The sequence below is a fragment of the Neptuniibacter sp. SY11_33 genome, from assembly GCF_047778025.1.
Classification (GTDB): Bacteria; Pseudomonadota; Gammaproteobacteria; order Pseudomonadales; family Balneatricaceae; genus Neptuniibacter.
Window position 1 is genome coordinate 1243960 of record NZ_CP180543.1, and the last position, 14936, is coordinate 1258895.

Consider the following 14936-nt stretch of genomic DNA (forward strand, 5'->3'; position numbering starts at 1 on the left):
AATAAGAAGACAATAAAATTAACATTACTTCGCAATATTGAGTGATCGTTACAAATTAATCCGTCACAGTCCAGACCAATCTTCTTGGGTTACGCTAATACCTTTGATTTGAGCATATACTTTGTCTCCAACCTTGAGATTAAGTTCCGTTAACGCCCAACACGTTATATGTGACCATAGCTTGCAGCCTCCTATATTCAGAACTACCTCTATTTGATGCGACGATTCTTCATCTATCTGCATGATTGTAGCGGGTAATATGTTACGAATACTGGTTTGCTGAGGTTGCTCTTTAGATAAAGACACATCGTTTGCTTTAATTCGTACACGTAAAGCCGTACCTGGAGGCATATCTAAGGCCCGCATCCACAGTTTAGTGCTGTGGGATATGTTCAAACAGGACATTGCATGCCTAGGGTGATGATGATCTAAGGTGGCGTTGAAAAGAGAGCTACGGGTATCACCGGATAGCCAAGGGCGCATCTGTTCAGATGACCAAACCTCTTCCACGTTACCAAACTGCAAAATCTTTCCTTGTTCCAGCAAAACCAAGTAATCAGCCAGCTGGATGATCTCTTCTAGGCTATGAGTTACATACAGAATCGGTAACTCGACCTCTTTCGCGAGTTTTGCCAAGTAGGGTAAGAGCTCTTTCTTTCGCGGTAGATCAAGTGAGGCTAAAGGTTCATCCATCAGCAGTAAGCCAGGATCTGAAAGCAGAGCGCGCCCGATTGCCACCCGCTGTTTCTCACCGCCAGACAAGGTATTAGGCAAGCGTTGCAGCAGCGCTTGAATATCCAGCATCTCAACTACACTTTGAAATTTCTCATCTTCTGGAGTGTATTCCGAGCCGTACAGTAGATTGCCTTGAACACTGTAGTGCGGAAAAAGGAGGGCTTCTTGGAATACATAGCCGATACTGCGCTTCTCTGGTGGCAAAAAACGTTTGGTTTCGGTATTGGTAAGGTCACGCCCGTTTAAGGAAATACGGCCTTGATGAGGTTTAAGTAATCCCGATATATAGTTAATCAGACTGGTTTTCCCCGCGCCTGATCGTCCAAAAATGACGGTAACTCCACTGCGAGGCAGTTCAAAGTCACATTCCATTTTGAGATCACCTAATTGGGTGTCTAAGGCAACTTTAAGCATGTGATCCCCCGAGTTTCTGTTTCGCTTTTCGTGTTAGCCATTCAGAAGCTAAGAGGGATGCTAGGGCGATGAATATAGCGATGGCGCATAATCGAGCCGCTTGGACTTCCGCCCCTGGCGTTTCAATAAAGGAGTACATTGCCAGCGGGATCGTACGCGTAATTTCAGGGATATTGGATACAAACGTAATGGTGGCGCCAAATTCACCCAGCGAACGGGCAAAGCCCAGAATGATCCCCGTTAAAATGCCGGGCAGTGTTAACGGCAGAGTGATGGTGAAAAACACTTTGATGGGAGAGGAGCCTAAGGTTCTGGCTGCATATTCAAGCTTCGGATTAACTGCTTCAAAGCCTTGCCTTATCGCTCTTACCATCAGCGGGAATGCTACGATTGCGGCAGCCAATGCTGCACCTTGCCAACTGAAGCTGAAGCTAAGTCCTGTTAACTCATAAAGTGGTTTTCCGAACCAGCCTTGGCGGCCAAAACCAATTAATAAAAGATAACCAATAACGACAGGTGGAAGTACTAAAGGTAGATGAACAATGCCATCTAATAAGGTCTTACCTGGGAATTTTTTTCGTGCGAGTACCCAAGCTACGCCAATCGCAACGGGTAGGCTAAACAGAACAGATGTGAGTGATACTTTTAAACTCAGTAATAGGGCGGCCCACTCGTATTCTGTTATGAACATGGATTATTTTTCTTGCAGCGTTTTGAAACCATAACGTTTAAAAACTTTGCTTGCCTCTTCGCTAATTAGAAATTTATAAAATAATGAGATGCTAGCATTATCTTTACCCTCAATTTTAGCAATCTCATAGATGATTGGGCTGTGCATTACCTCTGGGATCTCACTTAGGATGTTTAGTTGAGGTTTATCTACAATGTCGGATCTGTAGTGAATACCCATCGGTGTCTCACCTCGCTCAGTCAGAGCCAATGCTGATCGTGCGCTGTTGGTGGGGGCAAAGTAGCTTTGCCACTCTTGCCAGAGGTTGGCAGATTGCAAAGCCTCTTTCGCATAGATGCCCACAGGAACGTGGTTAGTATCGCCAATAGCAATACGTGCATGCGGATCAATTATTTGATCAATTTTGATTGCTTCGGAAAATTGGAACGGAGCAATTACTTGAGCTTTGTTTCCAACGATAACCAGTCGGTTGCTGATTAGAGCCTGCCGTGTGTTAGGTCGGAGTGATCCTTGTTGTTCAACATAATCCATCCAGCGTTTGTTTGCTGCAATATACAGATGAGCTGGGGCGCCTTGAGTAATTTGTCGTGCCAATACCGAGGATGAGGCAAAAGTCAGGGCAGGCAGATGTTGGTATTTATTTCTAAAATTGACGGACAGCTCTTCTAGCGGTGCTGTTAAAGAGGTGGCTGCAAAAATGTGAATTCTGTCTTCTGCTTGAACTGTTGTGAAGTAAAAACAAGATAAGAAAAATAAAACCTTAGACTTCATTAAGGCGTATCCAAGACTAACCAAGCTTAGGAAGATGCGGAATATGCTATACAACTGCGGGGCTGAGATAAAGCAAAGGTATGAAATTATAAAGATTTAAAATGACTGAATTGTTGATATGGTTTTTTGTTTAATCTAAATCAACTAGGATGATGTAGAAAAGTAATATTGATATGTATTTCTCTAATAATGCATAAGGCTGAAATGCTTTTGAATTGTCATTGATTTTAGTTTTTAAAGCTGAATTATCGGATACATAGCTAAAACTTAGCGAATCAAAATACAGAATGAAGCATTGGTAGGTAATTGATGAACTGGGGGTTTCGGAGCTACAACGTAGCTCCTACTTTCCTTTTTTCCAGCGAATGAGGTGTACTCAAATCTTACGAGGAGATAACAACCTGGTTACGGCCGCCATCTTTAGCTTGGTAAAGGGCTTTATCGGTACGTTCAATCAATTGCTCAGATGTTTCGCCAACGGTAAGTTGGGAAACACCAAATGATGCGGTAATTGAGCTGATAATTTCACCAGATTTTTTCTGCTTAATTCGGATTGCTTGAATTTTTTGACGTACTTGCTCGGCAAGCTGTGCCGCTGTTTCTTTATCGGTTTGAGGCATTAAAACTGCAAATTCTTCACCGCCAAAGCGAACAGGCAGCATTGGCTCTGGGCAAACTTCTTTTAGTAGTTTACCAACATACTGCAACACTTTATCGCCCATCAGATGACCGTAAGTGTCGTTAAAGCGCTTAAAATGATCTATATCAACAAGAATAAACGAGAGCACTAAACTTGAATCATTCACGCCCACCAATTGACTGATCTCTGCATCAAATGCGCGGCGGTTGAACAGATTCGTAAGAGGGTCAACTCTTGCGTCTTGACGGGTCTTGTTTAGTTCTTCTTTAAGAGATTGAATTTCTGCCTGTGCTTCATTCATTCTTTCCTGAAATTTGCGAGCCGTTTCGCTGACCGATTTCGTGTGATCGGAAAGGGCATGAATGATAGATTCAATTGGCAGACTAGCTTCACCGTCTTCTTGCTGGTGAAGTGCTTCTAAGCTTTCTTCAAGAACATTACTGAATCCTTCTGTTTTCTCTGCAGCATTACCTGCATGTTCATGAAGGTCATTAATAAGGCTGATCAGATTGGCCTGTATATCCTCAGCACCATTAATCTCATCTCTGATCATATGCTCACGGAACAGCTGTTCGCTGAGCATGGTAGGACACGTTCCGTATGTCGTTAGGGTCTTATCAAGTTGCACATTAAGTTCAGGCACACGATCGCTTACGTAGGTATACCATAGAGCATAATTAAGAGGGTTAGGCGGTATATTATGCTTAACCATTAATGGCACTGCCTGACGAAGATACTCGGCAGCTTGATTGTTATTTTCAGCGAACTTCATACTTCCCCTATCGCTTTATCTGGTTGAACGAACGCTACTACATATGAATTGTAAATGATTATCAATACAATTCATATTTTGATCGGCAACTCAGTAACTTTAAAACAACTGTTTGAATTTGGGAACCGCTGAGGAAGAAAAAATCCCTTACTGAGGCCTAATTCCTTTGAAAGTAGTATCGGCAGAGGTTATTAAATCTTCAAGAAATTCTGCGGTAAATTTAAATTTATTTCTTTTGCCTATTGGAGGGGAATGCCTATGTACTCTGGTATTGTGTACTAAGTGGCTGATTTCTAAACATAGTTTTATGAGGTGGATGATAGGGTTAGATTCGTAACCTGAGCCGTTCTAGCAAATGGATTAAATTGGGGGCCACTCTTTCTAAGGATTTTGGCTTACCAGCGGGTATCAGCATCTTTGTAACGGGTTAAATGCTTAAACGAAGTCAGCTTTAACTTAAGCTGATCTAATGCGGTAGCACTGGCTTCCCCTTGAATATGAAGTTCTTCACTCCAGTTTCTATCGAGAATAATGATCTGATCTTGATTTAATAACTGCTCTATATCACCTACTAGGTGATGGGGGAGATATAGGTCGAATGGAAATAGCGGGATGCGTTCCTCAGTCGGTAAAACTTTAAGTGCTTCTTGGACTGCTTGGCTATAAGCCCTCACAAGTCCTCCGGCACCAAGTTTTATCCCGCCAAAATAGCGAGTTACCACGACGGTGATTTCACATAGGTCGCTATGTTCAAGTACGTTCAGCATTGGCTTGCCTGCTGTGCCTTTAGGTTCGCCATCGTCACTGCTGTTCCAACATTGTAGATAACTTCGTGTACCCGCAATATGTGCCCAGCAGTTATGGTTTGCTTTTGGGTGTTGCTGTTGAATCTCGGTAATAAAGTTTCGCGCACTCTCTAAATCGGCAGTGTGAGCGACATGAGTAATAAAGCGGCTGTGTTTAATCTCAATTTCATGGTTGAGGTAGGGCTTTTGAGGGTAAAACTCTGTCATTGCTTAATGCCGCCTGCTAGGTAAATTGTCCCAAGCCATGGAGTTGTAGTTTTAGCTAACTCCGTTTTAAGTCCCTCAACCAGAGAGGCCTCGTCGTGACCGTTTTGGCGAAGAAGTTGGAGTCGTTCAAGGCTTAATAGTATTTCTAAATCAATATGGCGGCCATAATAATAAAGAGAGAGTTGATATGGCACTGCTTCTTGGCAAATAGAAGTAAAAAAGTGATCTATCGATAAGGTGATTTCAGCCCTTGAAGGTAATGCCGTTTCCGGTGCAAGGGTATCGAGGTTTTCGTCATCATATGTATCGATGTGGAAGATAATATGCCCAATCTCCGGATTGTCCTGCAAACGCTGACAAGCTTTGTTTCCAATATAGTGCCCTTCAGAAGCGCTCAGGTGAGGCGCAACTTGAATATGCAGTTCCATAACATGCTTATTACCCATAGTACGGGTTTTGAAACTATGGACGTTTATGATGCCTTCAATCGATAGAATTTGTTCTTTATAACGGTCGATATCTTCTTTGGGAATGGATGTGCCTAGGAGCTGTTTTAGATTGCTCCAACTTAAATCCCAACCGATCTTCGCGACCATAACGGCGACAATCAGTGCAGCGACAGCATCTAACCAAATATAACCAGCCATAGCGCCTGCGACACCAATAAATACAACAATCGAGGAGAGGGCATCCGTGCGGCTGTGCCATGCATTAGCAATTAAGAGAGCTGAATCGATCTGTTCACCTATCTGCAGTGTGTAGCGATAAATCCACTCTTTGGCTGCAATGGATAATGCTGCGATTACTAGAACTGGCCATTCTGGCAGTAGCAGCTCAGACGCTTCGATCAGATTTAATGTGCTGTCGTAAGCCATAGCCCCTGCAACAGCAATTAGGATACTGCCAAGAATAATAGTTCCCAAGGCTTCAAAGTGTCCATGTCCCCATGGGTGATCTTCATCGGGACCTTTAGCCGATATTTTTAAAATCAGTACGACCATAACATCTGTAATCAGGTCGGAAAGGGAGTGGATACCATCTGCGATTAAGGCGGCTGAATGAAATAGCAACCCGAAAATGATCTTAAGTAAACCAAGTACGGCGTTTACTGCAGCGCCGATCCAGGTCACTCTGTTTGCTGCTTTGTTTTCCTGTTCAGTTCTTTGCATAACGTCCATAGAAATCAGGTTTAGATCACTCTTGTAAAGCCTAGCAGGTTAGAGATTAAAAAATTGATCTATCTTGGATAATCCAGATCTTGTTTAGGGGGATTTTTTACTGAGCTATTGATCTGGCTCAGTTCATATTTGGTGCAACTAGCTTGTTTGAATTTGGCTTGATGGTTACCGTTATTACTAGGCTGTAGCTGGTACTCTGTTTTATTACAGAAAAATGTTGTTCACTGTTGGGCAAATAAGCGCACTAAATGGGTGCGATAAACAATAATAAAATTTAAAATTGTTATGTTGACTTATATAAGATGTTGATTTTAAAGGATTAAAAATAAACTGGTTAAAAAATGATCAGTTTATTGGGTTGCCTTGATTTATGGGCGTTTCATGACGTTTTAAAGTCTTAATTCACAAAGTTATCCACAGCTAATGTGAGTAGCCTTTGCAAGGCCCTATATTTTAAGGGAGTTTTGTTTTTCCACATTAAAAGGCGCTTTTGAAAGCTAATTAATAGCTGTAGACCTTAGTCTAATTTGTTTGGTTGGGAGAGAAGTAAATGGGATCAAGTGGAATAGGCCAGATATTATTACCTGTTGCTCTATTTTCAATAATGTTTGGTGTAGGGATGTCGTTACATCTCAAAGCCTTTTCTCTACTCTGGCAGCGGCCTGTTATTGTTGGCGTTGCCGTTATCACTCAGCTGTTGTTTCTGCCTGCTTTAGCACTTTTGGTTGTGAGTCTGTTTCAAGTGCCTGCTGTATTGGCGGTAGGTATTTTGGTTTTGAGTTTTGCACCAGGCGGAGCCACTTCAAATATGATCACATATCTATGTAAGGGTGATACGGTTCTCTCTGTATGTATAACGGCAATATCGGGTTTAATTACGCCTTTTACTATGCCCGTTTTTACTATGTTAGCGATCAGTTATTGGTTAGGGGATTCTACAGCGGTGAGTCTACCGGTTATAGAGACCGTCGTTAAATTATTACTGATAGCAGTAGTACCGGTTTTTTTTGGGGCGTTAGTTCACTATAAATGGCCAGATATTTGTCGCAAGCTGGAAGTATTTACTAAAGCGTTGGCCTGTCTTTTCCTTATCATTGTTGTGATAGGCATTGTGAAGGCGAATTTGGGAACACTGCCAAGTTATCTTGTTCAGGTTGCGCCTGCAGTCTTGTGTTTAGTCACAGTGGCTATGCTAAGTGGATATTTGATTGCGAAATTCATGGGTTTAGCGTCAGAGCAAAAGCTGACCTATGCCATTGAAATCGGTATACAAAATGCAGCGGTTGCGCTAATTATTACCTCCGCCATTTTGCAAAATGATGAGATGTCTGCCAGCGCGCTGATTTACGGGGTTTTGATGAATATCCCAGCATTTATGCTGATTATTTGGCGGAACTGGCCTGTCTTAAGCCGTAAGGCTAGAACAGTGGTATAAAGGAGTGCTAGAGGGTTTAGTCTATGCCTAGCACTTTATGGTTCTGTAAGCTTAGCTTCCATTGTGGATGGGCTAAACAATAGTCGATCACTTCTTTTGTGTAGATTGAGCGTGCAGGGCCGTCCATCGGCTGTAGATAAAAGTGAGTAAAGCTAAGTGTTTCGAACTGGTTTGGTTGCGCTAAAGGTTGTGGGTAAACCAATTTAAGCTCATCGCCTTGGGTGATAATTACTTCGGCATCGGCTTTAGGGCTAACACAAATCCAATCGATATTGTCGGGTAGGGGCTTCGTACCATTTGTTTCGATGGCAATTTCAAAACCGTTCGTGTGGCATTCATCCACCAAGGTTTGGTCGAGTTGCAGCGCAGGTTCACCACCAGTGAATATGATGTAAGGCTTCTCGTTGTTCTGAGTTGGCCAGAAGCTTTTTAGAAACTGGCATAGCTCAGCTGCGGTCGAGAACTTGCCACCGTTCTGCCCATCTGTACCGACAAAGTCAGTATCGCAAAAATCGCAGATAGCTTTTTCACGGTCTTGCTCGCGTCCTGACCAGAGATTACAGCCAGAAAAACGACAAAAAATTGATGCGCGTCCACTTTGCGCACCTTCACCTTGCAAGCTATAGAAAATCTCTTTTACGGAATACATCAGATTGTGGTAGAAAGGGCCTTTAAAATCGAGGCGATAAGTCTACACTGGCAGATTTTGACTGCAAGTTAATTCGGTTCATATTACGCCTGTAATGTAATCTACAGGTTAACTAGTGTTATAGGGTACATTCGTGGAACTTAGAGAAATTGATAAAGTTGTTTATAAGCAAAAGCAGCGTAAGGTAGCTATCGTTTTTAGTTTGATTTTTGCGGTGATAGGTTTAGGTTTGAGTGCCGTATTACGTCATTACTATGGGAATGCCGAAGGCGAGAATATGATGGTGAACCTAATTGGGGTACTGATTGGTTTAGCTATCTCCATTATTATCTTTACCCAAGTGGCTAAAAAACCGTATTTTGATGAACTCCGTTACGGCTGGAACTTAAAAAAGCAGGCATTAAAGATTCAAAATCATCGCCATCGTTGGGAAGAGCGTCTGAAAGAAGGTGATGCTACGGCAGCGATTGTTCTAGCTTTCTATCATAAAGCTACGCTGCAACTGCAAAGCTTAGATGGTAACGAGTTTGGTTACAGCGATAGTAAAGAGCGTGAAAATAAGTTTTTGGTTGAATGTGAGAAGCTATCCTTAGATGCCGATGCGTCTAAATATTCGATCGATATGTTGTTGGATATGAAATAACACGCTATTTATTTCCGCGATAAATTGATATTACTAAGGAGCCTAAGGCTCCTTTTTTGTATCTGATTTATAAGGGTTGAGGTTTTACGATGTTTAGTCAATTTAAGCGGTCTATTCTGGTATGGATGATTTTCTTGTTTTCATCGCATCTCGCTGCTGAACAGAGTAGTAGGGTGATGATTACCCCTGAGCTTTTCTCATTTATGGTTGAGCATGAAGGGGAGACTGTTGAGATTAAGCGAAACCAAGAGCCGGATAATACTATCCATGAACTGTATCTCACGACCTCACGTGGCACACCGCAGGCCATGTTTCCATTTGAGCCATATGAAGTGGAGACTATTGGAGAAAGAGAATTTATTGAGTATCTGCAGCAAGCTCAAACAGATAGCTCTATTTTAATTGTTGATACTCGTACCGAGGGCTGGCATTACCGTTTGACTATACCGGGTAGTACCAATATTCCATATACACTTATCAAAGACCCTGAAACTATTTCGGAAACGTTGGAAGAGCTTGGGGCAATAAAAAATGATGGCGTTTGGGATTTTAGTCAGGCCAAAACACTTGCTGCGTTTTGTAACGGTTATTGGTGTGGACAGACGCCGACCTTTATCTGGGCATTGCTGGAGTTAGAATATCCTGAAGATAAGTTGAATTACTATCGAGGTGGTATGCAAGCATGGACAAGCTTAGGGCTGACTACGGTGGGGGATTATTATTCGGAATAGTAGGGAGTGTTATTGGTTCTCCCCACTATTTTTTAAAAAGCGCTTATTTAATTTGGTTTAGATAGTTCGTTAAGCGCTCTTTATTCATCACAAAAGTAGCACTTAGCTCAGCCGCATTGGTTTTTACTTCTTCTAGATTTGTTGGTTTTCCTGCTACCACAACGCCGACCATCGCCATCATTGCGTGTGGACGGCATTTGTATACGTACACACCTTCTTTATCGACTGTGAAAGAAACTTCTTTCATCATCTTGCCTTTCCAGCCTGTCGAACCCGCAGGGATTAGGTTACTAATTGATTCCGAGTTATGGCCTGGATCTGTTGGTTGGAATGTAACGGTATCACCTACTTCTACATTTAAAACGGCAGGTTCAAAAACCATGGAGCCGTCAGGACTTGAGTTTTTCATCATGACTGTATGATCAGCTGCGCTAGCCAAATTTGCGCAAACTGCTAGGGCTAGGCCCGCGCTTAAAGTTTTAATATTCATCGTTATGCTATTCCTTACTTTGATAATGCAAGTGATAATGATTATTAAATCAGTTTCTGGTGTTGGTAAATATGCTTATTTAGAACTATATAAACGCTAAATTTATAGGGGCTTAATGATTAGTGAAGGTATTGTTTTGAGTATGGGAGCAAAGCTCTGTGGAATCATGAGGGGCCTCTATTACAGGCATCTTATCTAACTGATTGGCTCCATATATTGCGATAAACAGGGGAGAAGTAATTACGAGCACGAGGAGGCCAGCCGTTAGCTGCCCTTTCATTCCTTTACGAATAGGTGTCGGTTTAAATACTTTGTAGCCCTTAGGTGGGAATTGGGCTTGTATTAACCCTTTGATCGCCATAGGGAGCATAGCGATGGCTAGGATTAGGAAGATCGAAATTGGCAGTCCAATCAGTAAAAGGTGCCAAAGATAATCAGCCCCGTTGAGGCCAAACAGGCTGTAACAGTGAGGCTGTTCTGCCAGGCGGGTGAGAGATGGGAATAGCCAAAGCTCGCCAGCGGCTATGAGAACTGCACCTAAACCCATAAAAAGGGCTATGAGCTTTATCTTCTCGCGCTTTGTGTATTCTGGTGCGTAATCCATTTAGTCTGCCCATATTAGCTATGAAAGCTTAATTTATAACCTTACCACTCGTTGTGTAGAGTTATAAATTAAGCTTGGACAGTTAGCCGACAATTAAGGGCGTTGTGCTTCGCCGCCAAAGGCTTCAATTAGGGCTGGGAATAGCTTGCTGAACTCTAGGCCCATTTGAACCATATCTGCATCGAATTGAGCGATCTCATCTTCAGCTGCTTCGTCGGCCATTTTTTCCTGTAGCTGTTCACTGAGCTTCAGGCGTTTAATGGACAGATCTTCCTGCAGAGTAATCTTGAGCTGTTCATCCCATTCTAGAGCCAGTTTTACGACGCGCTTGCCTGCTTCTAGGTGGGCGACAAACTCTTCGTCTTCCAGTTGTTGGCCTTTGATGCGAATGACGCCGCCTTCTAAGACGTTATCACGTAATTCACACTCATCTAATACTTCAAAGCCTTGTGGGATACTTTCATGTTGCTCTAACCAATGAGACATAACGGCAGACGGTGATTGGTTTACATCAGGCAGTGTGATTGGCAGGCTGCCTAAAGTACCGCGAAGGTGGCTTAGTAGCTCTTCCGCGCGTTTATGGCTAGAAGCATCAACAGCAATCCAACCTGAAGCTGGGTTGATCAGAGCGGTGGTCTGCTGGAATTTACTGAAGGCACGAGGTAATAGGTCAAGAATAACTTCATCTTTCAGTTGGTCGCGCTCTTTCTTATATACCTTGCGCGCTTGTTCATGCTCGATGACCGCAACTTTTTCGCCAACGGCTTCCTTAATAACGGCACCGGGCAGGATCTTTTCTTCCTTGCGTGCAGCCAGCATAAACATGCCGTGTACCTGATGCGCGTGAACATCATCCAATAAGTGACAAGGCGATACCCAGCCATAACGGCTTAGTTCTTGGCTTTTACATGGATGAAAAGCGTGTTCAATTAGTTTTTCTTGTAGCTGCTCTTGAGTGTATTCAAACGCTTCAGTTAGGCGATAGAAAATTACATTTTTAAACCACATAGCAGCTCCAGAAAACGAAAAAATTGGCAGAGCATGGTAGGCAAGATTTGTACTCGATGGAAGAGAAAATCTGTAATTGGCTGAAATAAAAGAGAGGTGGAAAGTTAACTGGTGGAATACGAGGGATATAAAACTGACGGCAGCGATTAGAGTGTACTGCCGTCAGGCTTTTTCGCCGGTACTCCTAGATACCAGCGTATGCAAGCAGGGTATGTACAGGTACACCCGCATCTTGGATTTTGCTAGAACCTTGAAGGTCTGGCAGATCGATTAGCGCAGCTGCTTCGGATACTTCTGCTCCAAGCTCTTTGATAAGACTACATGCTGCTAAGATAGTGCCACCTGTAGCAATCAGGTCATCAAATACCAAAACTCGATCGCCTTCCGTCACTGCATCAGTCTGCATCTCTACAGCTGCTGTACCGTATTCAAGCTGATATTCCTGATGGATGGTTTCACCCGGTAGTTTGCCTTTTTTACGGACGAGTACCAAAGGAATATTCAGATGGTAAGACATGATAGAGCTGATCAAAAAGCCTCGGGCATCAATACTCGCAATATGTGTGATGTCACTATCAATATAGCGCTGTATGAATGCATCAGAGATCATGCGAAGCGCTTTAGGATCTTTAAATAGTGGTGTTATATCGCGGAATTGAACGCCTGGTTCTGGCCAGTCTGGAATCGTACGAATAACTGATTTCACATAACATTCGTCATATGACATGAAGAACTCCTTAGAAACAACAGGTTTTGACGCAGCTCAATGTTTTATCGCGTGGCAAACGCTTTAATAAAGGCGTTGGGTTACACATTGAGATGGCTACTTAATTGTGCGACTAAATAAGCACCGGTTGCGTAAGCAATCGGTGCTTTTTTATTTGTAGAGGTTAACCGCAAGTACCTTTACCGCATTGAGCGGTTATCGGTTCTTCAGTGTCTTTAGCTGGGCACTCTCCAGATAGTTCATATAACTTTTCAAGATCTTGAATATGAACTTCTTTACCTTCAACTTGTAATAGCTCTGACTTCTGGAAGCGAGTAAAAATACGGCTCACTGTTTCAACAGCAAGGCCTAGGTAGTTGCCGATCTCGTTGCGCGACATCGATAAGCGGAAACTTGTTTCCGAATAACCACGAGCTTTAAAACGCATCGATAATTTCACAAGGAATGTAGCAACACGTTCTTCAGCATTTTTCTTTGATAGGAGCAGCATCATCTGTTGCTCTTCACGGATCTCTTTACTCATAGTACGTAGCAGTTGGCGGCGTAATTCAGGTAATTGACCGGAAAGCTCGTCCAAACGCTCGAAAGGAATTTCACAAACCGTTGTGGTTTCTAGGATCTTCGCGGATACAGGGTATTCGTTGTTATCAAAACCACTCATACCAACCAGTTCACCCGGGAAATAGAACCCTGTGATCTGCTCTTCACCTTCGTTTGTGATTGTGTAAGTTTTTACTGTGCCGACGCGGATGGCATAAACACTAGCAAATTATTCGCCTTGGTGGAAAAGGTGCTCGCCCTTTTTCAGTGGGCGGCTTTTCTCGATAATGTTGTCCAGGCGTTCCATCTCTGTCATATCCAGAGATACGGGCAGACACAAAGAGCTCAGACTACAAGTGTTGCAGCTTACCTGCTGTAGACTGCGTAGTTTTCCGTCAGTTGCCTTGTTATCACTCATAGTGCGATCCTGTCGTGGTTATATCGAATGGCTACCCACTGATTATGTAATATTTCCGTAAATACGGAAAGTTAAATAATCTTCGAGAAACGCTGTGAGCTCTGGTCTTTTGGTATATATGCGTCAAATGCCATACATATACGACGAATCAATAGACGACCAGATGGAGAGACCACGATCTCTTTTTCATTCATGCTGATCAAGCCATCTTTAATGAATGCTTCTAGCTCAGCAATGGAGCTGGCGAAATATTCATCGAAAGCAATATCAAATTTAGATTCAACCGCTGTTTTGTCTAGTTCAAAGTGGCAGATGAGCTGTGTTATAACATGGCGACGGATGATGTCATCTTGCGTCAGACTTACACCGCGCTTGATCGCATGAGCGTTGCCATCAACTGCAGCACTGTAATAAGGCATATCGTGTTCATTTTGATAGTAAACAGAGCCAATTTGGCTAATCGATGAAACGCCCATAGCTACAAGGTCACATTCTGAATGAGTTGTGTAGCCTTGGAAATTACGATGCAATTTACCAGTACGTTGAGCAATGGCTAGCTCATCATCCGGCTTAGCGAAGTGATCCATACCGATATATACATATCCTGCATCAAGTAACTTGTTGATCGTAGATTCTAGAATCGCAAGCTTTGTTTCTGGGCTTGGTAACGTTTCTTCCTGGATATGGCGCTGTGGACGGAAACGGTCTGGAAGGTGTGCATAGTTAAAGACTGATAGACGATCAGGATTCATCTCGATAACAGTATCTAGCGTCGCGTTGAAGCCTTCTAATGTCTGGTAAGGCAGTCCGTAGATCAAGTCCAGGTTTAGAGAGCGGAAACCTAATCTGCGAGCTTCTTCAAGAATAGCTGCTGTTTGTTCAACTGACTGAACGCGGTTTACTGCTTCCTGAACTTTTGGATCGATATCCTGTAGGCCAAGGCTTATACGGTTAAAACCTATCTCACGTAGAACTTTGATTGTTTCAAGGCTCGCTTCACGAGGGTCGATTTCGATGGAATAATCACCGCTATCGTCATCGAGAAGGTTAAAGTTTTTACGCATTTCAGCCATTAGCTCGACCATTTGCTCGTGGCTAATGAATGTGGGTGTGCCGCCGCCCCAATGTAGTTGAGTAACTTTACGGTCATTACTGTACCACTTGGATAGCTGAGCCATTTCTTTATAAAGTGTGTCCAGGTAAGGCTGTGCTTTTTTGCGGTTACGTGTGATCACTTTATTACATGCGCAGTAATAGCAAACATGCGCACAAAATGGGATGTGTACATACAGAGAAAGCGGATCATTGATGTCCGCAGAATTTTGCCCAGTTGTTACTAGATCACTAGAAGACAACTCTGGGTCAAACTGAACAGCAGTAGGGTAGGATGTATAACGAGGACCTGATAGGTCGTATCGTTTGATCAAGTCCAGATCCCATTTAATCAGATTGTTATCCACGTCTGTGTTCCTCTGTA

Annotated in this window: 15 protein-coding genes and 1 pseudogene; 3 read left to right on the forward strand and 13 right to left on the reverse strand. The window is 42.9% G+C overall.

The genetic code is table 11. The annotated features are described in order from the left end of the window. Nucleotides 1-63: 63 nt before the first annotated feature. From modC to ACMXYV_RS05735, 6 genes are all read right to left on the reverse strand, one after another. A complete protein-coding gene (modC, locus tag ACMXYV_RS05710; protein WP_415890808.1) occupies nt 64-1149 on the reverse strand; it encodes a molybdenum ABC transporter ATP-binding protein ModC in 1086 nt (361 codons plus the stop codon). Further along, on the reverse strand, nt 1142-1840 hold the full coding sequence (modB, locus tag ACMXYV_RS05715) for a molybdate ABC transporter permease subunit (RefSeq protein ID WP_415890809.1): 699 nt from the start codon (nt 1838-1840) through the stop codon (nt 1142-1144). The genes modC and modB overlap by 8 nt, the downstream gene beginning before the upstream one ends. Before the next feature lie 3 nt (nt 1841-1843). Beyond that, nucleotides 1844-2611 carry a molybdate ABC transporter substrate-binding protein gene (gene modA / locus ACMXYV_RS05720; protein WP_415890810.1) on the reverse strand — a complete coding sequence of 256 codons (768 nt, stop codon included), beginning with the start codon at nt 2609-2611 and terminating at the stop codon, nt 1844-1846. 383 nt (nt 2612-2994) lie between these two features. After that, entirely contained in the window at nt 2995-4023 is a 1029-nt protein-coding gene (locus tag ACMXYV_RS05725) for a GGDEF domain-containing protein (RefSeq protein WP_415890811.1), read from the reverse strand. Nucleotides 4024-4418: 395 nt separating this feature from the next. Continuing rightward, complete coding sequence (locus ACMXYV_RS05730) at nt 4419-5036, reverse strand: YigZ family protein (protein ID WP_415890812.1); 618 nt, start codon at nt 5034-5036, stop codon at nt 4419-4421. Beyond that, nucleotides 5033-6205, reverse strand: coding sequence for a cation diffusion facilitator family transporter (locus ACMXYV_RS05735; RefSeq protein WP_415890813.1), 1173 nt, complete (start codon nt 6203-6205; stop codon nt 5033-5035). The genes ACMXYV_RS05730 and ACMXYV_RS05735 overlap by 4 nt, the downstream gene beginning before the upstream one ends. Nucleotides 6206-6833: 628 nt before the next feature. Here ACMXYV_RS05735 and ACMXYV_RS05740 point away from each other — a divergent pair. After that, a complete protein-coding gene (locus tag ACMXYV_RS05740) occupies nt 6834-7649 on the forward strand; it encodes a bile acid:sodium symporter family protein (RefSeq protein ID WP_415890814.1) in 816 nt (271 codons plus the stop codon). 16 nt (nt 7650-7665) lie between these two features. Here the strand turns inward: ACMXYV_RS05740 and queE are convergent, their stop codons facing one another. Next, a complete protein-coding gene (gene queE / locus ACMXYV_RS05745) occupies nt 7666-8298 on the reverse strand; it encodes a 7-carboxy-7-deazaguanine synthase (RefSeq protein ID WP_415890815.1) in 633 nt (210 codons plus the stop codon). A gap of 133 nt (nt 8299-8431) precedes the next feature. On the opposite strand from queE, the gene ACMXYV_RS05750 reads away from it, so the two are divergent. Both ACMXYV_RS05750 and ACMXYV_RS05755 read left to right on the forward strand, forming a co-directional pair. Continuing rightward, entirely contained in the window at nt 8432-8941 is a 510-nt protein-coding gene (locus ACMXYV_RS05750) for a DUF3087 family protein (protein ID WP_415890816.1), read from the forward strand. Nucleotides 8942-9030: 89 nt separating this feature from the next. Continuing rightward, nucleotides 9031-9672, forward strand: a complete 642-nt coding sequence (locus ACMXYV_RS05755) for a rhodanese-like domain-containing protein (protein ID WP_415890817.1) — start codon at nt 9031-9033, stop codon at nt 9670-9672. A 43-nt stretch (nt 9673-9715) separates the two neighbouring features. Here ACMXYV_RS05755 and ACMXYV_RS05760 read toward each other — a convergent pair whose 3' ends face one another. The 6 genes and pseudogenes from ACMXYV_RS05760 to hemN form a co-directional block, all read right to left on the reverse strand. Then, nucleotides 9716-10162 carry a pseudoazurin gene (locus ACMXYV_RS05760; protein ID WP_415890818.1) on the reverse strand — a complete coding sequence of 149 codons (447 nt, stop codon included), beginning with the start codon at nt 10160-10162 and terminating at the stop codon, nt 9716-9718. A 112-nt stretch (nt 10163-10274) separates the two neighbouring features. Further along, a complete protein-coding gene (locus tag ACMXYV_RS05765) occupies nt 10275-10766 on the reverse strand; it encodes a hypothetical protein (protein ID WP_415890819.1) in 492 nt (163 codons plus the stop codon). A gap of 93 nt (nt 10767-10859) precedes the next feature. Beyond that, complete coding sequence (gene rdgC / locus ACMXYV_RS05770) at nt 10860-11774, reverse strand: recombination-associated protein RdgC (protein WP_415890820.1); 915 nt, start codon at nt 11772-11774, stop codon at nt 10860-10862. 184 nt (nt 11775-11958) lie between these two features. Next, nucleotides 11959-12501, reverse strand: coding sequence for an adenine phosphoribosyltransferase (locus ACMXYV_RS05775; RefSeq protein ID WP_415890821.1), 543 nt, complete (start codon nt 12499-12501; stop codon nt 11959-11961). A 163-nt stretch (nt 12502-12664) separates the two neighbouring features. Then, nucleotides 12665-13459 (reverse strand): annotated as a pseudogene (fnr, locus tag ACMXYV_RS05780) (fumarate/nitrate reduction transcriptional regulator Fnr). Nucleotides 13460-13530: 71 nt separating this feature from the next. Continuing rightward, complete coding sequence (gene hemN / locus ACMXYV_RS05785; RefSeq protein ID WP_415890822.1) at nt 13531-14919, reverse strand: oxygen-independent coproporphyrinogen III oxidase; 1389 nt, start codon at nt 14917-14919, stop codon at nt 13531-13533. Between the last annotated feature and the right edge of the window lie 17 nt (nt 14920-14936).